The 22,744-nt window shown below is 71.2% G+C and carries 14 protein-coding genes; 9 read left to right on the plus strand and 5 right to left on the minus strand.

What is annotated here, in order from left to right:
• Positions 1 to 24 precede the first annotated feature (24 nt).
• From ACIRA5_RS24920 to ACIRA5_RS24935, 4 genes are read right to left on the minus strand one after another with little or no spacing between them, the layout of a single operon-like run.
• Positions 25 to 711, minus strand: coding sequence for a response regulator (locus tag ACIRA5_RS24920; protein ID WP_403693834.1), 687 nt, complete (start codon positions 709 to 711; stop codon positions 25 to 27).
• Positions 701 to 1,966, minus strand: coding sequence for a sensor histidine kinase (locus ACIRA5_RS24925; protein ID WP_403693836.1), 1,266 nt, complete (start codon positions 1,964 to 1,966; stop codon positions 701 to 703). Before ACIRA5_RS24925 ends, ACIRA5_RS24920 begins: the two co-directional genes overlap by 11 nt.
• A gap of 25 nt (positions 1,967 to 1,991) precedes the next feature.
• Positions 1,992 to 2,726: an ABC transporter permease gene (locus ACIRA5_RS24930; RefSeq protein WP_403693838.1), complete on the minus strand. Its 735-nt coding sequence runs from the start codon at positions 2,724 to 2,726 to the stop codon at positions 1,992 to 1,994.
• The gene (locus ACIRA5_RS24935; RefSeq protein WP_403693840.1) at positions 2,723 to 3,625 is read right to left on the minus strand and encodes an ABC transporter ATP-binding protein; all 903 of its coding nucleotides are present in this window, start codon (positions 3,623 to 3,625) and stop codon (positions 2,723 to 2,725) included. Before ACIRA5_RS24935 ends, ACIRA5_RS24930 begins: the two co-directional genes overlap by 4 nt.
• Positions 3,626 to 3,810: 185 nt before the next feature.
• On the opposite strand from ACIRA5_RS24935, the gene ACIRA5_RS24940 reads away from it, so the two are divergent.
• The 7 genes from ACIRA5_RS24940 (at position 3,811) to ACIRA5_RS24970 (ending at position 16,127) form a co-directional block, all read left to right on the plus strand.
• Positions 3,811 to 5,595 carry an ABC transporter ATP-binding protein gene (locus ACIRA5_RS24940; protein WP_403693842.1) on the plus strand — a complete coding sequence of 595 codons (1,785 nt, stop codon included), beginning with the start codon at positions 3,811 to 3,813 and terminating at the stop codon, positions 5,593 to 5,595.
• Positions 5,592 to 7,511 carry an ABC transporter ATP-binding protein gene (locus tag ACIRA5_RS24945; RefSeq protein ID WP_403693843.1) on the plus strand — a complete coding sequence of 640 codons (1,920 nt, stop codon included), beginning with the start codon at positions 5,592 to 5,594 and terminating at the stop codon, positions 7,509 to 7,511. The genes ACIRA5_RS24940 and ACIRA5_RS24945 overlap by 4 nt, the downstream gene beginning before the upstream one ends.
• A gap of 53 nt (positions 7,512 to 7,564) precedes the next feature.
• Positions 7,565 to 9,274, plus strand: a complete 1,710-nt coding sequence (locus ACIRA5_RS24950) for an ABC transporter transmembrane domain-containing protein (RefSeq protein WP_403693845.1) — start codon at positions 7,565 to 7,567, stop codon at positions 9,272 to 9,274.
• Complete coding sequence (locus ACIRA5_RS24955; RefSeq protein ID WP_403693847.1) at positions 9,271 to 11,010, plus strand: ABC transporter ATP-binding protein; 1,740 nt, start codon at positions 9,271 to 9,273, stop codon at positions 11,008 to 11,010. Before ACIRA5_RS24950 ends, ACIRA5_RS24955 begins: the two co-directional genes overlap by 4 nt.
• A gap of 514 nt (positions 11,011 to 11,524) precedes the next feature.
• A complete protein-coding gene (locus ACIRA5_RS24960; protein WP_403693848.1) occupies positions 11,525 to 13,567 on the plus strand; it encodes a M4 family metallopeptidase in 2,043 nt (680 codons plus the stop codon).
• 298 nt (positions 13,568 to 13,865) lie between these two features.
• The gene (locus tag ACIRA5_RS24965) at positions 13,866 to 15,524 is read left to right on the plus strand and encodes a M4 family metallopeptidase (protein WP_403693849.1); all 1,659 of its coding nucleotides are present in this window, start codon (positions 13,866 to 13,868) and stop codon (positions 15,522 to 15,524) included.
• An 87-nt stretch (positions 15,525 to 15,611) separates the two neighbouring features.
• Positions 15,612 to 16,127, plus strand: coding sequence for a DUF1990 domain-containing protein (locus ACIRA5_RS24970; RefSeq protein ID WP_352049299.1), 516 nt, complete (start codon positions 15,612 to 15,614; stop codon positions 16,125 to 16,127).
• A gap of 31 nt (positions 16,128 to 16,158) precedes the next feature.
• On the opposite strand, the gene glgP is transcribed toward ACIRA5_RS24970, so the two are convergent.
• On the minus strand, positions 16,159 to 18,828 hold the full coding sequence (gene glgP / locus ACIRA5_RS24975) for an alpha-glucan family phosphorylase (RefSeq protein ID WP_403693852.1): 2,670 nt from the start codon (positions 18,826 to 18,828) through the stop codon (positions 16,159 to 16,161).
• Positions 18,829 to 19,351: 523 nt separating this feature from the next.
• Between glgP and ACIRA5_RS24980 the strand changes: the two genes are divergently transcribed.
• Together ACIRA5_RS24980 and ACIRA5_RS24985 are read left to right on the plus strand one after the other, a co-directional pair.
• Entirely contained in the window at positions 19,352 to 20,554 is a 1,203-nt protein-coding gene (locus ACIRA5_RS24980) for a S8 family peptidase (protein ID WP_403693854.1), read from the plus strand.
• Between the two features lie 194 nt (positions 20,555 to 20,748).
• Positions 20,749 to 22,744, plus strand: a 1,996-nt coding sequence (locus tag ACIRA5_RS24985) for an alpha-1,4-glucan--maltose-1-phosphate maltosyltransferase (protein WP_403693855.1), incomplete at its 3' end; no start/stop codon positions are given.

Raw genomic sequence — 22,744 nt, forward strand, 5'->3', positions numbered from 1 at the left:
GCTGAAAGATGCGCGCCGGCGCTCTCAAGGGGCGCGGGAATCGGGGTGCCGGCCCAGGATGCCTCGGTCGTAGGCGACCGCCACCGCCGCCGCGCGGTCGTTGACGCCCAGCTTGGCGTACAGGTGGGTGAGGTGGGTCTTGACCGTGGCCTCGCTGATGAACAGGACTCGGGCTATCTCACGGTTCGAGGTGCCCTTGGCCACCAGGGCCAGGACCTCGCGCTCGCGGGCCGAGAGGGAGTCCTGGGTCGGGGCGGGCGCGCGGACCGCCGAGACCAGGCGGGAGGCGACCGCCGGGGAGAGCACCGTGCGGCCCTGCGCTGCCGCGCGGACGGCGGTGAAGAGCTCCTCCCGCGGGGCGTCCTTCAGCAGATAGCCCGTCGCGCCCGCCTCGATCGCGGGGAGGGTGTCGGAGTCGGTGTCGTACGTGGTGAGGACGAGCACCTTGGCGCGGGCGCCGCGGCGGGTGAGTTCCGCGATGGCCTCGACGCCGTTGCCGCCGGGCATGCGGAGGTCCATCAGGACGACATCCGGGTCGAGGGAGGTGGCGAGGGCGACGGCCTCGACACCGTTCGCGGCCTCGCCGAGGACCGTGAATCCCGGCGCGGACTCGAACATGCCGCGCAGACCGTCCCGTACGACGGGATGGTCGTCGACGACGAGGAGGGTGATCGCGGCGTCATCGGCCGGGGCGAACGAGTCATCGGTCATGGCGGACCAACGGTACGCGCGCCGAGACCGCCGTACCGTGGCCGGGTTCGGACTCCAAGGTGAGGGAGCCCGCGACGCGTTCGGCGCGGGCCCGCATGCCGTCCAGGCCGAAGCCGCCGTTGTCGGTGCGTTCGGGGACGGCGGCGGGGTCGAAGCCGCGGCCGTCGTCGCGTACGTCCAGGGTCACCTCGTCGCCCATGAAGGAGAGGGTGACGCCGAGCCGGGCCGCGCGCGCGTGCCGGGACGCGTTGGACAGGGCCTCCTGGGCGATACGCAGCAGCGTCGCCGAGATCTCCTCGTGGAGGTGTTCCACCGTGCCGGTGAGGGTGAAGTCCGCGCGGACGCCGGTGCGTCGGGCCCAGTCCGCGACCGTCTTCTTCAGCGCCTCGGGAAGGCCGTCGTGTTCCAGGGCGACCGGAGCGAGGTTGTGCACCGAACGGCGCGCCTCACCCAGGCTCTGGCGGGCCAGCTCCGACGCGCGGCCCAGATGTACGCGGGCGGCCCCCGGATCGGGGGTGTTCGCGACGACCTGGAGCTGCGCGATGATGCCGGTCAGGCCCTGGGCGATGGTGTCGTGGATCTCGGCCGCCAGCCGGCGGCGTTCGTCGGCGACGCCGGCTTCCCTCGCCTGGACGAGGAGTTGGGCGTGCAGCGCGGCGTTCTCGTCGAGGGCCTGTTGCAGAGCGGCGTTGGTGCGTTCGAGTTCGGTGATGGTCTCGGTGCGCTCGCGGGAGCGCTGGGCCTCCTGCTGGGTGAGATGGGCGACCACCATCTGCAGGCCGGAGTTGGCGACCAGGAGCGCCGCGAAGAGGATCCACTGGACGCCGCTCCCGAACGGAAGCCCGCCGGCCTGCGCACCGGCCACGGTGACCGCGCTCGCGAACAGTCCGAGCCGCTGCCACCTGCCGGGGATCAGCTCGTCGGCGTCCATGTAGCCGGCGGCGGCGTAGAACGCGAAGAACGGGTCGATCCAGGCGAGGGCGAAGGCGATGGCCCAGCGGACGACGTAGTACGCCGTCCCCGCCCGGCTCGGGATCCGGCCACGGCCGGCCCGGCGGGAACGGGTGCCGTGCCACCACAGCTGGAGGACGACCGCGACGGCGACCAGGGCCCAGGCGGCGTACCACTCGGTGGAACGGTCGAACACGCCGGTGGAGGCGAGCGCGAGGACGACACTGATGCCGAGCAGACCGTACGGCCCCCAGGTGTGCAGTTGCTCCCAACGCCGCTCGATCTGCCTGTCCTTGGTGGTCATCTGCCCAGTCTGCACGGCCCCTCGCCTACTCCCATCGGAACCAGCGGGAGGCACCCGCCGTGAGCAGCACCGTCCAGGCCGCGAGGACCCCCAGGTGCGCCCAGCCCGGCCAGTTCCCCGCCGCCGCCCGGTTCAGGGCCTGCGCGGCGGCGCCGAACGGGGTGTATCCGACGATCCGGGCCAGCAGGTCAGGCATCGACTGCACCGGCAGCCACACGCCCGCGCAGAACATCATCGGGAAGAACACCGCCGACCCGATCGCGCCCGCGATCTTCGTCGTCCGGGACAGCGCGGAGACCACGGCGCCGAGCGCGAGCGCGGCCAGGGTCGCGAGGAGCAGGGCGAGGAGATAGCCGTACGGCTGCTTCGGGAGTCGTACGTCGAAGGCCAGTCGGCCGACGATCAGCGCGCACAGGGCCGAGGCCAGGGCCGCCGCGCCGTAGACGAGCATCTGGGCGGACAGCAGGGCGGACGGCCGTACCGGGGTGGTCGACATGCGGCGCAGGATGCCGCGCTCGCGATAGCCGGTGATGTGCTGCGGCATCAACTGGAGCGTGCCGACGATCATGCCGAGCAGCACGGCGATCGGGACGTACACGTCGACCGTGCGCAGGCCCCCCAGGTCGGCGTGGTGACGGCGGAACGACGGGATGGAACCGAGGATCACCAGCAACAGGGTGGGGAACACCAGGATCCAGAAGAGGGCGCCCGGTTCGCGGCGGAAGAGGCGCAACTCGGTGCGCAGGACTGCGGTGTTCATGAGGTGACCTCCGTCAGGTCCAGGAACGCGTCGTCCAACGTGGCGTCGGAGACGCGGAGTTGGTGGGCGGTGATGTGGCCCCGGGCGAGCAGCGTGATGACCGCGTTGACGGTCTCGTCGGTGCCGGACAGCGTGATCCGGCCGTCCTTGTGCTCGACCGACGCGAGCGCGGGCAGCGCGTTCAGGTCACCCTCGTCCAGCGGCGCGGACGGCGTGAAGCTGATGACGGTGGAGCCCGCGGAGCGCCGGATCAGCCCTGACGGGGTGTCCAGCGCGGCCACCCGGCCCTTGTCGATCACGGCGATCCGGTCGCACAGGCGCTGCGCCTCCTCCATGAAGTGCGTGACGAGCAGGACGGTGACCCCGCTCGCCCGGACGTCCTCGATGAGCTGCCAGGTGTCGCGGCGGGCGCGCGGGTCGAGCCCGGTGGTCAGTTCGTCGAGGACGACGACCCGGGGGTTGCCGATGAGCGCGAGTGCGATGAACAGGCGCTGCTTCTGGCCGCCGGAGAGCTTCGCGAAGCGGGTGGTGAGCTTGGCGGTCAGGCCGAGGCGTTCGGCCAGGGGCCGCCAGTCGGCGGGGTGCGGAGAGAAGGCCGCATACAGCTCCAGGGCCTCGCGGACGGTGAGCTTGGCCTGCAGCTCGCTCTCCTGGAGTTGGGCGCCGAGGACGCGGGCGACGTGTTCGTGGTCGGCGACGGGGTCGAGCCCGGTGACCCGGACGCGGCCCGCGTCGGGGATCCGCAGGCCTTCGACGCACTCGACGGTGGTGGTCTTGCCGGCGCCGTTCGGGCCGAGGATCCCGAAGATCTCGCCCTCCTCGACGGCGAAGGAGACACCGTCGACGACGGGCCGGCCTCCGTAGGACTTGCGCAGTCCGGTGACTTCGATGACTGACATGTCCCGAGGATCCCGTCGGCACGGCAGCGGGCACATCGTCCATCGCGCTCGAAGCGGCATCAGCCGATCGGTTGATGCGGCGATACGACCGAGTCCCGGGGCACCGGTCCCGGATCCGTGGAACGATTCAGGCCCGGCCAAAACTCGGTGGGCTCTGTCAGTGCCGAACCGTAGGCTCGCTCCTGATGTCCACTCCAGATGCGGTGACCCCGGGCCGAGCCGGCCATTCGACCGTACGCAGCCTGCTGCGCCTGTGGCCGTACGTGCGGCCGGTGCGCACGCGGCTGTTCAGTGCCGCCTTCGTCGCGGTCCTCGCCTCCTGTACGGGGCTGGTGTTCCCGCTCGTCCTGAAGTGGATGGTGGACGGTCCCGTGGCCGAACACGACGCGGCGGGCATCTGGCTCGGCGCGCTGTATCTGCTGCTGCTCGGGATCGCGGAGGCGGTGCTGTTCGGGCTTCGGCGGTGGCTGGTGGCGCGGCCCCTGTCGGGCGTCGAGGCCGACATGCGGGCGGATCTGTACCGGCATCTGCAACGGCTCCCGGTCGCCTTCCACGACCGCTGGGCCTCCGGTCAGCTGCTGTCCCGGGGGACCACGGACCTGATGCTGGTGCGCCAGTTCCTCGCCTTCCCACTGACGTTCCTGCTGGTCAACTCCGTGACGATCCTCGTCGGCGTCATGATCATGCTGGCCCAGGAGTGGACCCTCGGCCTGGTGCTGCTCGCTCCCGCGGTGCCTTTGATGGTGGTCTGCTGGCTCTTCGAGCGGCACTACTCGCTGGTGGCGCGGCGGGCCCAGGACCAAGTGGGTGATCTGACGACGGTCGTCGAGGAGAGCGTGCTCGGCATCCGCATCATCAAGGGCTTCGGGCGCCACCGCAGCCAGGCCCTCGCCTTCCGCGAGCTGTCCCGCACCCTGCGCGGCACGGAGCTGGCCAAGGCCCGCCTCCTCGCCGCCATCCTGACGGTCATCGTCACCCTCCCCGAACTCGCCATCGGCGCCGCCCTCGTGCTCGGCACGGTGCAGGTCGCCGACGGCCGGCTGTCCGCCGGCACGCTGGTGGCGTTCCTGTCCACGGCGCTCGCGCTGCGCTGGCCCGTCGAGTCCATCGGCTTCCTCCTCGCGATGAGCCAGGAGGCGGCGACGGCGACGGAGCGGTACTTCGAGGTGATGGACGAGCAGCCGGAGTCCACCGGGACATCCACGGTCGTCGCCAGGAAGGGCGAGGGCGGACTCCGCTTCCACGGCGTCCAGTTCCGCTATCCCGACGCCCCGGCGGACGCGCCCCCCGTCCTCGACCGCATCGATCTGCACATCCGTCCGGGTGAGTCGATGGCCCTGGTCGGCGCGACCGGCACCGGGAAGACCACCCTCACCGCCCTCGTCCCACGGCTGCACGAGGTGACGGCCGGGCGGATCACGCTGGACGGCGAGGACATCACGGCGATGCCCCGCGAGGAGCTTCGCGCGCGCGTGGCCGTGGCCTTCGAGGAGCCCACCCTCTTCTCGGCCGGCGTCGGGGAGAACGTGCTCATGGGCGCCCCGGACACCGCGGGCGAAGCGGATCTGGACCGTGCCCTCGCCGTCGCCCAGGCCGACTTCGCACACGCGCTCCCGCAGGGGACGCAGACCCAGGTCGGCGAGCAGGGCCTGAGCCTGTCCGGCGGCCAGCGCCAGCGCCTCGCCCTCGCGCGGGCCGTCGTCGGCCGCCCCGGCTTCCTCGTCCTCGACGACCCCCTGTCAGCGCTGGACGTCCACACGGAGGCCGCGGTCGAGGCCGCGCTGCGCCGCGTCCTGGCGGAGACGACCGCGCTGATCGTGGCGCACCGCCCGTCCACGGTCCTGCTCGCCGACCGCGTGGCCCTGCTCTCCGGCGGCCGTATCACCGCGGTCGGCACCCACCACGAACTCCTGCGCAGCAACGCCGAGTACGCCCATCTGATGTCAGGTGACGAGGAGGCCGACCGATGACGGCGCCCACGACGACAGCGCCGGACAAGGAGCCGGACCGGGAACCGGGCCGGGACGCGGGCCCGGAACCCGACGGCGGGGTGCCCGGCAAGGACCGTCCGGACGCGCGGGAGTCCCACCCGCACCAGGACCCCTTCGACCGCGACGCCCTGCCCACTCCCCCGGGCGCCACCGGCGCGCTCCTGCGTTCCCTCCTCGCCCCGCTCAAGGCCCGTGTGGTGCTGACGTTGGTGCTGCTCCTGCTCCAGCAGGCCGCGATCCAGGCGGGCCCGCTGATCGTCGCGTACGCCATCGACCGTGCCGTACCGGCGTTCCGCGCGCACGACCACGGCCCGCTGATCGCGGTGGGTGTCGGCTATCTGCTGTGCGCGCTGGCCGCCGGCGGACTCCAGTACGCCTTCACCCAGGCGTCCGCCCGCGTCAACCAGGATGTGCTGCTCGACCTGCGCGGCCGGATCTTCCGCCACGCGCAGGCGCTCAGCATCGACTTCCACGAGCGCTACACCTCGGGCCGGCTGATCTCCCGCTCCACGACGGACGTCGAGTCGCTGCGCGAACTGCTCAGCGAGGGCCTGCAGGAGCTCATCACGGTGATCCTGTCCTTCGTCTACATCTCGGCGATGCTGCTCTGGCTGGACCTGGGTCTGGGCGCGGTGGCGGTGGCGTCCTTCGTGCCGCTCTACCTCCTCGTACGGCAGTACCGGCGCCGCGCCGGCCGTATCTACCGCCTGCGCTCGACCGCGATCGCCGCCGTCATCGTGAAGTTCGCGGAGACGATGAACGGGATCCGGCCGGTGCGCGCGTTCCGCCGTGAGGACGCCAACGACGCCGAGTTCCGGGTCCTCAACAAGCGCCACGAGCGCACCAACGGGGACGCCCTGCTGGAGATGGCCCGCTATGTCGTCGGTTCCCGGCTGGTCGCCAACACGGCGGTCGCGGGGATCGTGCTGTGGGGCGCGTACCGGGTGGCCGGGGGTTCGCTGGCGCTGGGCGTGCTGGCCGCCTCGGTGCTGTACCTGCGCCGCCTGTACGACCCGATCGACCGGCTGGGCATGTTCCTCAACGCCTACCAGTCCGCGGCGGCCTCGCTGGAGAAGATCGCGGGCCTGCTGGCCCAGACGCCGTCCGTGCCGGAACCGGCCGAACCGAAGCGGCTGCCCGCGCTCGCCTCCGCGCAGCCGGGCCGCGAGGTCGTCTTCGAGGACGTCCGCTTCGCCTACCGCACCGGCGGCGAGGTGCTGCCCACCTTCTCGCTCACGCTCCCCGCGGGGCAGACGGTGGCCGTGGTCGGCTCGACGGGCGCGGGCAAGTCGACGCTCGCCAAGCTGCTGGCCCGCTTCTACGACCCCACGGACGGCCGGGTCCTGCTCGACGGCGTCGACCTGCGCGAGCTGTCGGTGCCCGAGCTGCGGCGCGGGGTGGTGATGGTGACCCAGGAGGCCTTCCTGTTCTCCGGCACGGTCGCCGAGAACATCGCCATCGGCCGCTCCGACGCGAGCCGCGAGGAGATCGAGCGGGCCGCCAAGGCGATCGGCGCCCACGACTTCATCAGCGCGCTGCCCGAGGGCTACGACACGGACGTACGCAAACGGGGCGGCCGTATCTCCGCCGGGCAGCGCCAACTCGTCGCCTTCGCACGGGCGTTGCTCGCCGACCCGGCCGTCCTCATCCTCGACGAGGCCACCAGCTCCCTCGACATCCCGGGGGAACGGGCGGTGCAGCGCGCCATGTCGACGGTCCTGCGCGGCCGGACGGCGGTGGTCATCGCCCACCGCCTGTCCACGGTGGAGATCGCCGACCGGGTGCTGGTGATGGAGCACGGGCGGGTGGTCGAGGACGGCAGCCCGGCCGAACTCGTCGCGTCCACCGGCAGATTCGCGGACCTGCACCAGGCGTGGCGCGACAGCCTCGTCTAGCGGACGGCGAACGACTCGTACGGCGGACGGCAAGGGAAAGGCATGAGGGCTGCATGATCGACGCTCACGAGGACCCGGGGACGCCCGACTGCCGGGGCGGGTGGCGGTATCTGTGGTGGCTGGTCACCCGGCAGTCGGGGCGCAGCGCGGCGGGCGCGCTGCTCGCCACGGTGTGGATGACGCTCCTGGCGCTGCCGCCGTACCTGCTGTCCCGTGCGATCGACGACGGCCTGGAGCCGGGCGACCGGGGCGCCCTGTTCGGCTGGACGGCCGCCGTGCTGGGCATCGGCGTGTTCAACGCCTGGCTGGGCATCATGCGGCACCGCACCATGACCAAGGTCCGGATGGACGCCAACTTCCGCACGGTCAAGGTCGTGGTGGGACAGTCGGCGCGGCTGGGTGCCGCGCTGGGCCGCCAGGTCGGCGCCGGGGAGGTCGTCACGATCGGCGTCGGTGACGTCCAGACGATCAGCCAGTCGCTGACCGTCGTGGGTCCCGGCATCGCCGCGATCGTCACCTACGGCGTGGTGGCCGCGCTGCTGATGTCGGTCTCGCTCCAGCTGTCGGTGGTGATACTCCTCGGGGTGCCGCTGATCGCCGGGCTCGTCGGCCCGCTGATGGGCCGGCTGCAGGGTGCGGAGACCGAGTACCGCGAGCGGCAGGGTGTGCTGACCGCGCGGATCGGCGACCTCGCGGGCGGTCTGCGCGTCCTCAACGGCCTGGGTGGCAAGGGGCTGTTCGCGGACACCTTCCGCCGCGACTCGCAGCGGCTGCGGGCGCAGGGGTACCGGGTCGGTGCGGCGACCAGCTGGATCCAGGCCCTGGGCACGGGACTGCCGACCCTTTTCCTCGCCCTCGTGACCTGGCTCGCGGCCCGGCTCGCCGCCCAGGGGGAGATCACCATCGGCCAGTTGGTGTCCGTGTACGGCTATGTCGCGGTCCTCGTGATGCCGGTGTACTTCTTCATCGAGAGCGGCTACCAGCTCAGCAGGGCCGTCGTCGCCGCCCGGCGCGTCGTGCGGTTCCTGTCCCTGGAGCCCGTCGCCGACCGCCCCGACGCCCGGGACGCGCCCGCCTCCCCGGCGGTACTGCACGATCCGGACTCCGGGGTACGGGTGCTGCCGGGGCGGCTCACCGCGCTGGTCGGAGCGGTTCCCGCGGAGTCCGAGGCCGTCGTCGACCGCCTCGGCCGGTACGCGGAGTCGGCGGTCACCTGGGGTGGCGTCCGGCTCGACGAGATCGCCCTGGCGCAGGTGCGCGAGCGGATCCTGGTCGCGGACAACGAGGCCGACCTGTTCGCGGGCACCCTGCGCGAGCTGGTCTCCGGCCGCCGGGAGCACGACGAGGAGGCGATCGCCCGGGCGGTGCGCGCGGCGGCGGCGGACGACATCGTGCTCGGTCTCCCCGACGGTCTCGACTCGGACGTCGCCGCCCAGGGCCGCAGCCTCTCCGGCGGCCAGCGACAGCGCGTACGCCTGGTGCGGGCGCTGCTCGCCGACCCCGAGGTACTGCTGGCCGTCGAACCCACCTCGGCGCTCGACGCGCACACCGAGGCGGCCGTGGCGGCCCGGCTGCGGGCCGCACGCTCGGGCCGTACGACCGTCGTCACCAGCACCTCGCCGCTGATGCTCGACCAGGTGGACACCGTGCACTTCCTGGTCGACGGCAAGGTCGCGGCGAGCGGCAGCCATCACGAACTCCTCGACGGGGAGCCGGGATACCGGGCACTGGTGGCCCGCGACACGGAAGAGGTCCTGCGATGAGCGCGCATCTGCCGGTCGCCGAACCCGCCGAGGTGCGCCGGGCGGCACTGCGGCTGATCCGGGCGGACGGGCGGTCCTTCGCCGCCGTGCTCGGCCTCAACGCGCTGGCCGCCGCGGCCGGTCTGGTCGGGCCCTGGCTGCTCGGGCGGATCATCGACGACGTACGGGCCGGGGACGGTGTGGACGTCGTGGACCGGCTGGCTTCGGTCATCCTGGTGTGCTCGCTGGCGCAGCTGCTGCTGGCGCGGTGGGCCCGGTACGTCGGGCACCGCTTCGGGGAGCGGACGCTGGCCCGGGTGCGGGAGCAGTTCGTGGAGCGGGCGCTGAGTCTGCCCGCCTCGGTCGTGGAGCGGGCGGGCACCGGTGACCTGACCGCGCGCGGCACCGCCGATGTCACCGTGGTGGGCAACACCCTGCGCGACGCCGGACCCGAACTGCTCATCTCCTGCGCCCAGGCGTTGTTCATCCTCGGCGCGGTCTTCGTCATCGCCCCGCTGCTCGGCGCCTGCGGGGTGCTCGGGCTCGTCGGGATCTGGTTCGCCCTGCGCTGGTATCTGCGCCGTGCGCGCACCGCGTATCTCGCCGAGGGCACCGCCACCTCGGACGTCGCCGAGATCCTCGCGGCCACCGCGTCCGGTGCCCGTACGGTGGAGGCGTTCGGGCTGCAGCGCGGGCGGATCACCGCGAGCCGTCGGACGCTGGAGGCGTCCCGGCTCAGGCGGATGCGGACCCTGTTCCTGCGCAGCGTGTTCTTCCCGGCCGTGGAGGTGTCGTACGTCGTTCCCGTGGTCGCCGTCCTCCTGGTGGGCGGTGCCCTGCACGCGAGGGGAGCGATGAGCCTGGGTGCGGTGGTCGCCGCGACCCTGTATCTGCGCCAGCTCGCGGAGCCGCTCGACCAGATCCTGATGCAGGTCGAGCAGCTCCAGAGCAGCGGCGCCTCGTTCGCCCGCGTCGAGGGGCTGGCCCGCGCGCCGCGGGCCGTGGCGTCGGGCTCGCCCACCCCGGTCGACGACCGGATCGACGTGACGGATGTCCGCTACTCCTACGACCGCGGGGGCGAGGTGCTGTGCGGAGTCGACCTGACCGTGCGGCCCGGGGAACGGCTGGCCGTCGTCGGGCCCTCCGGCGCCGGGAAGACCACGCTGAGCCGACTGCTCGCGGGCATCGACGCGCCGCGGTCCGGGTCGGTGACCGTGGGGGGCGTACCGATCGCCGACCTCGATCCCGAGCAGCTGCGCCGGCAGGTCGTCCTCGTCACCCAGGAGCACCACGTGTTCCTTGGCACCGTTCGCGACAACCTGCTGATCGCCGAACCCGCCGCCGATGACGCGGCGTTGTGGACAGCGCTGGCCGCCGTCGGTGCCGACGGCTGGGTCCGGGAGCTGCCGGACGGCCTGGACACCGAGCTCGGTACCGGCGGCCGCCGGACGGACGGGTCGCGGGCCCAGCAGCTCGCCCTGGCCCGGGTGGTGCTGGCCGACCCGCACACCCTGATCCTCGACGAGGCGACGGCCCTGCTCGATCCGACGACCGCGCGCCACACCGAGCGTGCGCTCGCCGCCGTACTGGAGGGGCGCACCGTGATCGCCATCGCGCACCGGCTGCACACCGCGCACGACGCGGACCGGGTCGCCGTGATGGAGGACGGACTGCTCACCGAACTCGGCACGCACGACGAGCTGGTGGCGGCCGAGGGGGCGTACGCGGCACTTTGGCGGACGTGGCACGGGGACTGAGCGCTCCGCTGGAAGTACCGGGATGTGCCGTCGCGCGTCTGCGGCGCCCTGGTGGCTGGTCGCGCAGTTCCCCGCGCGCCTTCAGGGCGCTGCCGCACCGCAGCGGACTTCGCCCGACCCGCTCAGGGCGCGACGAATCGGGTCACGTCCGGTCGTCCTGCGCGCGGGGCGGCAGGGCCGCGGCTGCGCGCCGCGCCACAGACCAGACGCACTCCGGCGAACAGTCCGCATGCCGAACATGAACACCCGGACAACGGACGAATTCCGGCCAACTTCCTGACGCGGTCCTGACAGAAAGCGAAATCTCCTGCCACTCTTCCCACGGCAACTTCACAGCAACCTCACAGCGCCATCGCCGTGTCGTGGCCGTGGACCCTCAGGCAACTGGTCCCGCGTTCCACCCTGTTCCACCCTGTTCTGCCCTGTTCTGCCCTGTTCTGCCCGGACGGGTACCCACCCCGACCGGATCCCCACTGGCCGCGCGAGCCGTGGCCACGCAGAAGGAGTCAGTGTGTTGAGCAGCAGTTCCTCCCACAGACGCACCTCCCACACCACCCAGCGCCGCGTCGCGGCCGTCGCCCTCGTCGGCGTCTCCGCCCTGCTGGCCGCGGCCGTCCAGTCGGGCGCCGCGAGCGCGGCCCCCCAGAAGTCCTCCCTCGGCAAGATCAACCGTGGTTCTCTCGCCGTCCAGCTCACGCCTTCGCAGCGCGCGGAGCTGATACGCGACGCGGACACCGCCAAGGCGGCCACCGCCAAGGACCTGGGCCTCGGGGCCAAGGAGAAGCTCGTCGCCCGCGACGTCATCAAGGACGCGGACGGCACGGTCCACACCCGCTACGAGCGCACGTACGCGGGACTCCCGGTCCTCGGTGGCGACCTGGTGGTCGACACCACCAAGGCAGGGAAGACCGAGCGGGTCATCAAGGCGACGCGGGCCACCCTCAAGGTCGCCTCGCTCACGCCCGCCGTCGCCGCCTCCAAGGCGGAGAAGCAGGCCCTCTCCGCCGCCAAGGCCGACGGTTCGAAGAAGACCGACGCCGACCGGGCGCCCCGCAAGGTGATCTGGGCGGCGGACGGCAAGCCGACCCTGGCGTACGAGACGGTCGTCGGCGGCTTCCAGGACGACGGGACCCCGAACCAGCTGCACGTCATCACCGACGCGGCCACCGGCAAGAAGCTCTACGAGTACCAGGGCATCGAGACCGGGATCGGCAACACCCAGTACAGCGGCCAGGTGACGCTGACGACCACGCAGTCGGGCTCCAACTACACGCTCACCGACGGCGCGCGCGGCGGCCACAAGACGTACAACCTCAACCGCGGCACGTCCGGCACCGGCACCCTGTTCTCGCAGACCAGCGACACCTGGGGCAACGGCACCACGTCGAACGCCGCGACCGCGGGCGCCGACGCGCACTACGGCGCCGCCGAGACATGGGACTTCTACAAGAACACCTTCGGCCGCAGCGGCATCAAGAACAACGGCGTGGGTGCGTACTCCCGGGTCCACTACGGCAACGCGTACGTCAACGCGTTCTGGGACGACAGCTGCTTCTGCATGACGTACGGCGACGGCTCCGGCAACGCCGACCCGCTGACCGCGCTGGACGTGGCCGGGCACGAGATGAGCCACGGCGTCACCTCCAACACCGCGGGTCTCAACTACAGCGGTGAGTCCGGCGGTCTGAACGAGGCGACCTCGGACATCTTCGGCACCGGCGTGGAGTTCTACGCCAACAACGCCTCCGACCCCGGTGACTACCTCATCGGCGAGAAGATCGACATCAACGGCGACGGCACCCCGCTGCGCTACATGGACAAGCCCAGCAAGGACGGCGGCTCGGCGGACAACTGGTCCTCCAGCGTGGGCGGTCTCGACGTCCACTACTCGTCCGGTGTCGCCAACCACTTCTTCTACCTGCTGAGCGAGGGCAGCGGCGCCAAGGTCATCAACGGCGTCAGCTACAACTCGCCGACCGCCGACGGCCTTCCGGTCACCGGCATCGGCCGGGACAAGGCCCTGCAGATCTGGTACCGGGCGCTCACCACCAAGTTCACCTCGACCACCAACTACGCGGCGGCCCGCACCGGCACGCTCGCGGCGACGGGCGAGCTGTACGGCACGACGAGCGCCGAGTACACGGCGGTGCAGAACGCCTGGGCGGCCGTGAAGGTCGGCTCGCGTCCGGGCGGTGGCGGCGGCACCGGTACGTCGTTCGAGAACACCGGCGACGTATCGATTCCGGACAACGGGCCGGCCGTGACGTCGTCGATCGCGGTCACCGGCCGTACCGGCAACGCCCCGTCGAACCTTCTGGTCGACGTGGACATCGTGCACACCTGGCGCGGCGACCTGGTCGTGGACCTGCTGGCTCCGGACGGCACGGTGTACCCCCTGAAGGCCTTCAGCTCCTCCGACTCGGCGGACAACGTCCAGGAGACCTACACGGTCAACGCGTCCTCCGAAGTCGCCAACGGCACTTGGAAGTTGAGGGTCCAGGACAAGGCCGCGCAGGACACCGGCTACATCAACAGCTGGAAGCTGACGTTCCCGTAGACCGCGTCTGAACACGCGGAATCGAGAGGGCGCCGCCCCGGGGTTCGACTTCCCGGGGCGGCGCCCTCTTTGCCGCTCCATGACTCCGCGTTTGCTGTCGTTTGACGAAGATCGAGATCCGCGTAGCGAACGGCGATCTTCATCCACCGGACGCTTTTCGGCCAAGATTCCATCGCCCTCCTGACATGTACGCGTCCCGGATGTCACTCTTCCACCGCACGGCTCACCCGCACCGCAACTTCGCACCTTCCGTACGGCCACCCCACGCCGTCCGGTCGCCCCCACAAGAGGAGATTGCGTGACCCCCCTCTACGCGCGTCACAAGCGCACCACTCTGGCCATCGCCACCGCTGTCGCTGCCGGAGCCCTGCTCACCACTGGTCTGACCACCGGTGCCTCCGCCCAGACCGAGTCGGCCGCCGCCAAGGCGAAGATCCCCGGCGCCACGGTCCAGCTCTCCGCCGCCGCGCGCACGAGCCTGATCCAGCAGGCCGACGCGGCCGCGCCCGAGACCGCCCAGCAGATAGGCCTCGGCGCCAAGGAGAAGCTCGTCGTCAGAGACGTCCTCAAGGACGCGGACGGCACCGTGCACACCCGCTACGAGCGCACGTACAACGGCCTTCCGGTCCTCGGTGGCGACCTGGTCGTCCACGAGTCCAAGGCCGGCAAGACCGAGGGCGTCACCAAGGCCGTGAAGACGGCCATCAAGGTCGCCTCGCTGAAGCCGCAGGTCACCACCGCGAAGGCCGAGAAGCAGGCTCTCACCGCCGCGAAGGCCGCCGGCTCGGAGAAGACCACGGCCGACCGCGCTCCCCGCAAGGTGATCTGGGCCGCCACCGGCAAGCCCACCCTCGCCTACGAGACGGTCATCGGCGGTCTCCAGGACGACGGCACCCCGAACGAGCTGCACGTCATCACCGACGCGGCCACCGGCAAGAAGCTCTACGAGTACCAGGGCATCGAGACCGGCACCGGCAAGACCCTCTACTCGGGCACGGTCAGCCTCAACACCACCCTGTCGGGCTCGACGTACCAGCTGACCGACGGCACCCGCGGCGGCCACAAGACGTACAACAAGTCGCACACCACCTCCTCCTCCGCGGGCACCCTGTTCACCGACGCGGACGACGTCTGGGGCACCGGCGCGGCCTCCAGCTCCACCACCGACCAGACCGCGGCGGCCGACGCCGCGTACGGCGCGCAGGAGACGTGGGACTTCTACAAGAACACCTTCGGCCGCAGCGGCATCAAGAACAACGGTGTCGGCGCGTACTCCCGGGTCCACTACGGCAACGCGTACGTCAACGCGTTCTGGGACGACAGCTGCTTCTGCATGACGTACGGCGACGGCTCCGGGAACAACCACCCGCTGACCTCGCTGGACGTGGCCGGTCACGAGATGAGTCACGGCGTCACCGCCAACACGGCCGGTCTCAACTACTCGGGCGAGTCCGGCGGTCTGAACGAGGCGACCTCCGACATCTTCGGCACCGGCGTCGAGTTCTACGCGGGGAACTCCTCCGACGTGGGTGACTACCTCATCGGCGAGAAGATCAACATCAACGGCGACGGCACCCCGCTGCGCTACATGGACAAGCCCAGCAAGGACGGCGGCTCCGCCGACTACTGGTCCTCCAGCGTCGGCAACCTGGACGTGCACTACTCGTCCGGTGTCGCCAACCACTTCTTCTACCTGCTGAGCGAGGGCAGCGGCGCCAAGACCATCAACGGCGTCAGCTACAACTCGCCCACGTACAACGGCACGGCCGTCACCGGCATCGGCCGGGACAAGGCCCTGCAGATCTGGTACAAGGCGCTGACGACGTACTTCACGTCGACGACCAACTACAAGTCGGCCCGCACGGGGACGCTCTCCGCGGCGTCCGCCCTGTACGGCTCGACCAGCGCCGAGTACAAGGCGGTGGCCGCGGCCTGGACCGCGGTCAACGTGAGCTAGTGCCCACGGGGTCCTCGAGACCCGCTTGAGCACTTGGGCGGTACCCGGAGAGAAAGCACCTCCGGGTACCGCCCTACGCTGTCCCCCATGGTCTCCCCGGACAACCCCTTCACATACGAGGACGTGGGCGCAACGCGCGACGGCCGCTGCCCGCCGGGGTTCCACCCCCTGCACCTGCGCACCCGCGTCGGCGAGGGCGAGGCCGTCTTCCGCGCCGCGTCCGAAGCGGTGATGACCTGGGAGATGCACCGCGCGATGGGCGTGGGTATAACCGCCACCGCCGACAAGGCGGCCCCCGGAGTCGACGTCACCGTCGGGCTCGGCCCCCTGAAGGCCCCCTGCCGTGTGGTCTGGACGGTCGAGGAGTACCGCCGGGCCGGCTGGGCCTACGGCACCCTGCCCGGCCACCCCGAGCGCGGCGAGGAGGCCTTCGTGGTCGACCGCACGGGCGACGGCACGGTCTGGCTGACCGTGACCGCCTTCAGCCGTGCGGCCAAGTGGTACACCCGTGCGGGCGGACCGGCGACCCGGGGGCTCCAGCACGCCTACGCACGGCGCTGCGGGACGGTACTGCGCCGGCTGTGCGCGGGGTTCGAACCGTAGGCCCGCTGTCCGCCTTCCGCTTGCGGCTCGCTCAGCGCATCAGGACCCCGGCCTCCTCCCCCACCTCCTCCGAAGGCATCGTCACCAGGCCCAGCTCGGCGCCGGACGCGAGCAGTCGGTGCGTGGGGAGAATACGGACCGTGTAGCCGAACGGGCCGGTGCGGTCGAGGGAGAGCGGACCCTCGTACACCCAGCGCCCCTCCAGGTCCGGACCGCCCGCCGGTTTCAGCGGGACGCAGCTCGCGTCCGCGATGCGGTCCTGCGAGTCGACGCGGCCCGAGACCGCCTGGACCTCGACGTCGTCCGGGACGAGGTCGGCCAGCGCCACCCGCACCCGCAGGGAGAGGCTGGTGCCCAGTTCGGCGGTCGTGGTGGCGGCGGAGGCCTCCAGATGATCCACCGTGACCCGGGGCCAGGCCGCCCGGACGCGGGACTTCCAGGCGGCCAGTTCGCGGGCCGTCTCCGGGGCCAGGGCGCGGTGGGCGCGGGCCGCGGGGGCGTACAGGCGCTCCACGTACTCGCGCACCATCCGGCCCGCCAGGACCTTCGGGCCGAGATGGGTCAGCGTCTGGCGGACCATCTCGATCCACCGGTCGGGCAGACCGTGCTGACCCCGCTCGTAGAAGCGGGGCGCCACGCGCTGTTCCAGCAGCTCGTAGAGGGCCGCCGCCTCCAGGTCGTCCCGGCGGTCGTCGTCCTCCCCCACTGCTGAACGCGTGGGGGGACCCCCATCCGTACCGTCCGCCGTCGGGATCGCCCAGCCGAAGTCCGGCTGGAACCACTCGTCCCACCAGCCGTCCAGGACGGAGAGGTTCAGACAGCCGTTGAGTGCCGCCTTCATCCCGGACGTGCCGCAGGCCTCCAGCGGGCGGAGCGGGTTGTTCAGCCAGATGTCGCAGCCCGGGTACAGCTTCTGCGCCATCGCCATCCCGTAGTCCGGGAGGAAGACGATCCGGTGGCGCACACGCGGGTCGTCCGCGAACCGGACCAGTTCCTGCACGAGTCGCTTGCCGCCGTCGTCGGCGGGGTGTGCCTTGCCCGCGACCACGATCTGGATCGGGCGTTCGGCGTGCAGGAGGAGGTCCATCAGGCGGTCGCGGTCGCGCAGCATCAGGGTCAGACGCTTGTAGGAAGGGACGCGACGGGCGAAGCCGATCGTGAGGACGTCCGGGTCCAGCACCCCGTCGATCCAGCCGAGTTCGGCCGTTCCGGCACCGCGCTGGCGCCAGGAGGCGTGCAGGCGTTCGCGTACCTCGAGGACCAGTTGCTCGCGCAGCACCCGGCGCAGGTCCCAGATCTCCTGGTCGGCGATGTCCGCCACCGCGTCCCAGCGGTCCGAGCCGCCGACCGTCATCGCGTCCTCGGTGCGCTGGGCGCCGATCTGGCGGGCGCCCAGACGGAAGACCTCCGGTGCCACCCAGGTCGGTGCGTGCACGCCGTTGGTGACCGAGGTGATCGGGACCTCGTCCGGGTCGAAACCCGGCCACAGCCCGGAGAACATCTCGCGGCTGACGTGACCGTGGAGCAGCGACACCCCGTTGGCCCGCTGGCCGAGCCTGAGCCCCATCACGGCCATGTTGAAGAGGTTCGGCTCACCGCCCGGATAGGTCTCCATGCCGAGGCCGAGGATGCGTTCGACGTCGATACGGGGGAGTTCGGCGTCCGGGCCGAAGTGGTGGGCGACCAGCTCGCGGTCGAAGCGGTCGATGCCGGCGGGGACGGGGGTGTGGGTGGTGAAGACGGTACCGGCGCGGACGGATTCGAGAGCGGCCTCGAAGTCCAGCCCGTCGTGCCCGTCCTGCCCCTCGGCGAGTTCGGCGATGCGTTCGAGGCCGAGGAAGCCCGCGTGGCCCTCGTTGGTGTGGAACACCTCGGGCTGGGCGTGGCCGGTCAGCCGGCAGTACGTCCGTACGGCGCGCACCCCGCCGATGCCGAGCAGCATCTCCTGCAGCAGCCGGTGCTCGCTGCCGCCGCCGTACAGCCGGTCGGTCACCCCGCGTTCGCCGAGGTCGTTCTCCTCGACGTCGGAGTCGAGCATGAGGAGGGGGACGCGACCGACCTGGGCCAGCCAGATGCGGGCGCGCAAGGGGCGGGCGCCGGGGAGGGCGAGGGTGACCTGGGCCGGGGCGCCGTCGGATTCGCGCAGGGGTACGAGAGGGAGTTCGTTGGGATCGAGGACGGGATAGTGCTCCTGCTGCCAGCCGTCTCGGGAGAGGGACTGACGGAAGTAGCCGTGCCGGTAGAGGAGTCCTACGCCGATGAGGGGTACGCCGAGGTCGCTGGCCGCCTTGAGGTGGTCGCCGGCGAGGATGCCGAGGCCGCCGGAGTACTGGGGCAGGGCCGCGGTGATGCCGAACTCGGGTGAGAAGTAGGCGATGGCGGCGGGGAGGTCGGGAATCTGGGTCTGGGTCTGATACCAGCGTTCGCCGGTCACGTAGTCGCGCAGGTCGTCGGCTACGGCGGCGAGGCGGCGCAGGAAGCGGCGGTCCTCGGCGAGTTCCGCGAGGCGGTGGGGAGCGACGCTGCCGAGCAGGCGTACGGGGTCGCCGTCGGAGGCGGTCCAGCGTTCGGGGTCGACGGACTGGAAGAGGTCGCGGGTCTCGGCGTGCCAGGACCAGCGCAGATTGCGGGCGAGGTCGCTGAGCGGGTGAAGGGCGTCGGGCAGTACGGGGCGAACGGTGAATCTGCGGATTGCCTTCACAAGTTCCACCTTCACAAAAGACGTATGCGGCGGGAAGTACGTCACCGACGACGGTAGCGGCGAGGGTGTTTCCACAACACGGCGCATCGATGAACTCCGGCGTCGTGGGTGGCGGCGCGTGGGTGGGTCGGGGGCGTGGGGATCCCGGGCGGGGCGCAGCCCCCGCCTCAGGGGCGCGGGGAACTGCGCGACCAGCCCCCACCGGCCGCCAGTCGAACGAATCACCCGGGCGGGGGATCGGGGCGCAGCCCCGCTCCGGGCGCGCGGGGAACTGCGCAAACGGCCCCCACCGGCCCGCGGCCGACGGGCTCGGCTGAGGGCGTCGGCGAGAGGGACCGTCGACCGGGAATCGACGCAACCATTCCGCCCCACCCCCGGAGGGTATGGCCGATTCCGCCCGCATGGGCGGCCTTGTGGTGCTTCACACCACACGAGAGGCTGCCAAGTGGCGTACGCGTGACCCCGGTCGCACACCGGTCGGTCCCGGTCGGCGTACGCCGACTTGAGGAGGGGAACTCACGTCATGGCACAGACGAGACAGCGGCGTCTGCGCTGGGCAGGATGCCTCACCGCGGTCACGACGGCCGCGGTGCTTTCGGCCATCACCCTGCCCGCGCACGCCGCCCCGCAGGGGCGGATACTCGGCGCCGGCGAACCCGGTTCCGTCAGCGGTAGTTACATCGTGACACTCAAGGGGGGTACGACGGCTCCGTCGTCGGCGGGCAAGGGCATCGCCGAGAAGTACGGAGCACGAATCAGCCACACGTACGGCACGGCACTCAACGGGTACGCGGTTCAGGTGGGCGAGAAGCAGGCGCGGCGGCTCGCGGCGGACTCCCGTGTGGCCTCCGTCGTCCAGGACACCCGGGTGGCACTCGACCACTTCGAGAAGAACCCGCCGTCCTGGGGTCTTGACCGGATCGACCAGCCCGCTCTGCCGCTCGACAAGGGCTATACGTGGCCGGAGTCGGCGGGCGCGGGCGTGACGGCGTACGTCATCGACACGGGGATCCGGATCACGCACAAGGACTTCGGGGGGCGGGCCAGTTACGGCTGGGACTTCGTGGGCAACGACAAGGCGGCGGGGGACGGGAACGGACACGGGACGCATGTCGCCGGGACCATCGCGGGGACGACCTACGGTGTGGCGAAGAAGGCCAAGGTCGTGTCCGTGCGGGTGCTCGACAACGCCGGGTCCGGCACCACCGCGCAGGTCATCGCCGGTATCGACTGGGTGACCCGGCACGCGCACAAGCCCGCGGTCGCCAATCTGAGCCTGGGCGGCCACGCCAACGCCCAGCTGGACGCCGCCGTACGCAACTCCATCGCCTCCGGGGTGACGTACTCGGTCGCGGCGGGCAACGACGGACTGGCCGCCGGGCTGTACTCCCCCGCCCGGGTCAAGGAGGCGCTGACGGTCGGAGCGAGCGACCGGGCCGACGCCCGGGCGAGCTTCTCCAACTTCGGCGCGGCGCTCGACCTGTTCGCGCCCGGCGTGGCGATCACGTCGGCGTCGTATACGAGCGACACCGGGAAGGCGACCTTCTCCGGTACGTCGATGGCGAGCCCGCATGTCGCGGGCGCGGCGGCGCTGTATCTCGGCGGCCATCCGAAGGCGACCCCGGCCCAAGTGGGCAAAGCCTTGGTTCAGCGGGCGGTGTACGGGAAGGTCGGCGGTGCGGGGCTCGGTTCGCCGAACAGGCTTCTGCAGATCGGCTCTTCGTAAAGAACCGCCGCAGCAGGCACCGGCCTCGCCCGTCGGACGAGGCCGGTCTTGTGTGTAGACATACGCGTAAGTAGTTAGCAACCTGCCGGATTGCTCACCCGAATAGGGTGGGAAGGCTCCTCCGGTACACCCCGCAGGCCCCACCTCCCCACACCGTCATCCGCCCACCCACGTTGACGCGGACAGGAGCGGTCATGCCCGCCACGCACCACACGTCGCCACCCCCGACGACCACCTCCGACACACCCCCCCTACGCAAGGTCGACGCCGTCCCGCGCGCCCCGGAGCAACCCTCCGGACAGTCAGCCGAAGGCGGCGAGAGCGTCGGACGCATTCCCGTCGTCGACGTTCGGCCGCTCGTCCTGCAAGGCCGCCGCCCCGCCAAGGCAGTTGTCGGCGAGGTCTTCGAGGTCACGGCCACCGTCTTCCGCGAAGGTCACGACGCCGTCGCCGCGAACGTCGTCCTGCGCGATCCGGAGGGCCGCACCGGCCCCTGGACCCCGATGCGCGAGCTCGCCCCCGGCACCGACCGCTGGGGCGCCACCGTCCGTGCCGGGACGACCGGCCGCTGGACGTACACCGTGGAGGCCTGGAGCGATCCTGTCTCCACCTGGCGCCATCACGCGGGGATCAAGATCCCGGCGGGCATCGACACGGAACTGGTCCTGGAGGAGGGCGCCCGGCTGTACGAGCGCGCTGCCGCCGGAGTGCCGAAGAGCAAGGGCAGAAGGGATGTCGTCCTCGCCGCGGCGGACGCGCTGCGGGACACCGGCCGTTCCTCGGCGGCCCGGCTCGCCGCCGCCCGTACCCCTGAAGTGGACAGGGTCCTCACGCGTCATCCGCTGCGTGAGCTGGTCAGCAGCTCGGAGCCGTTGCCCCTGCTGGTGGAGCGCGAGCGGGCGTTGTACGGCTCCTGGTACGAGTTCTTTCCGCGTTCGGAGAGCGGGCATCTCGATCCGCCGGTGCACGGCACCTTCCGCACCGCCGCCGAGCGGCTGCCCGCCATCGCGCGGATGGGTTTCGACGTGGTGTATCTGCCGCCGATCCATCCCATCGGGACCACCTATCGCAAGGGGCCCGACAACACGCTCTCGGCGGGGGCCTACGACGTCGGTGTGCCGTGGGCGATCGGCTCCCCGGAGGGCGGGCACGACGCCGTTCATCCGGACCTCGGCACGATCGAGGACTTCGACGCGTTCGTGCGCCGGGCGGAGCGGGAGGGGCTGGAGATCGCGCTCGACTTCGCGCTCCAGTGCTCCCCGGACCATCCGTGGGTGCAGAAGCATCCCGAGTGGTTCCACCACCGGGCCGACGGGTCGATCGCGTACGCGGAGAATCCGCCGAAGAAGTACCAGGACATCTATCCGATCGCCTTCGACCAGGACATGCCGGGGCTGGTCCAGGAGACGCTGCGGGTGCTGCGCCACTGGATGGACCACGGCGTGCGGATCTTCCGCGTCGACAACCCGCACACCAAGCCGGTCGTCTTCTGGGAGCGGGTCATCGCGGACATCAACCGCACCGACCCTGACGTGATCTTCCTGGCCGAGGCGTTCACCCGGCCCGCGATGATGCGCACGCTGGGGGCGGTCGGCTTCCAGCAGTCGTACACGTACTTCACCTGGCGCAACACGAAGCAGGAGCTCACCGACTACCTCAGTGAGCTGTCGGGGGAGGCGGCCGCCTCCATGCGGCCCAATTTCTTCGTGAACACCCCGGACATCCTGCACGAGTTCCTTCAGCACGGCGGGCGGCCGGCCTTCGAACTGCGTGCGGTGCTCGCCGCGACGCTGTCTCCGACCTGGGGCGTCTACAGCGGATTCGAGCTCTGTGAGAACACCCCGCTGCGTGCGGGCAGCGAAGAGTACCTGAACTCCGAGAAGTACCAACTGCGTCCGCGGGATTGGGAGTCGGCGGAGCGGGAGGGTCGTAGCATCGCGCCATTGCTGAGGGCGCTCAACGCCATCCGCCGGCGCAGTCCGGCGCTGCGCCAGTTGCGCGGCCTCCACTTCCACCACACGGACAAGGACGCGGTGATCGCCTACTCGAAGTCGGTCACGGACGGGAGCGGATCGAACACGGTTGTGGTGGTGGTCAACCTCGACCCCCACCACACCCAGGAGGCGACGGTCTCGTTGGACATGCCGCAACTCGGCCTGGACTGGCACGAGTCCGTGCCGGTGCGCGACG

The organism is Streptomyces sp. NPDC096311 (assembly GCF_044763085.1).
Classification (GTDB): Bacteria; Actinomycetota; Actinomycetes; order Streptomycetales; family Streptomycetaceae; genus Streptomyces.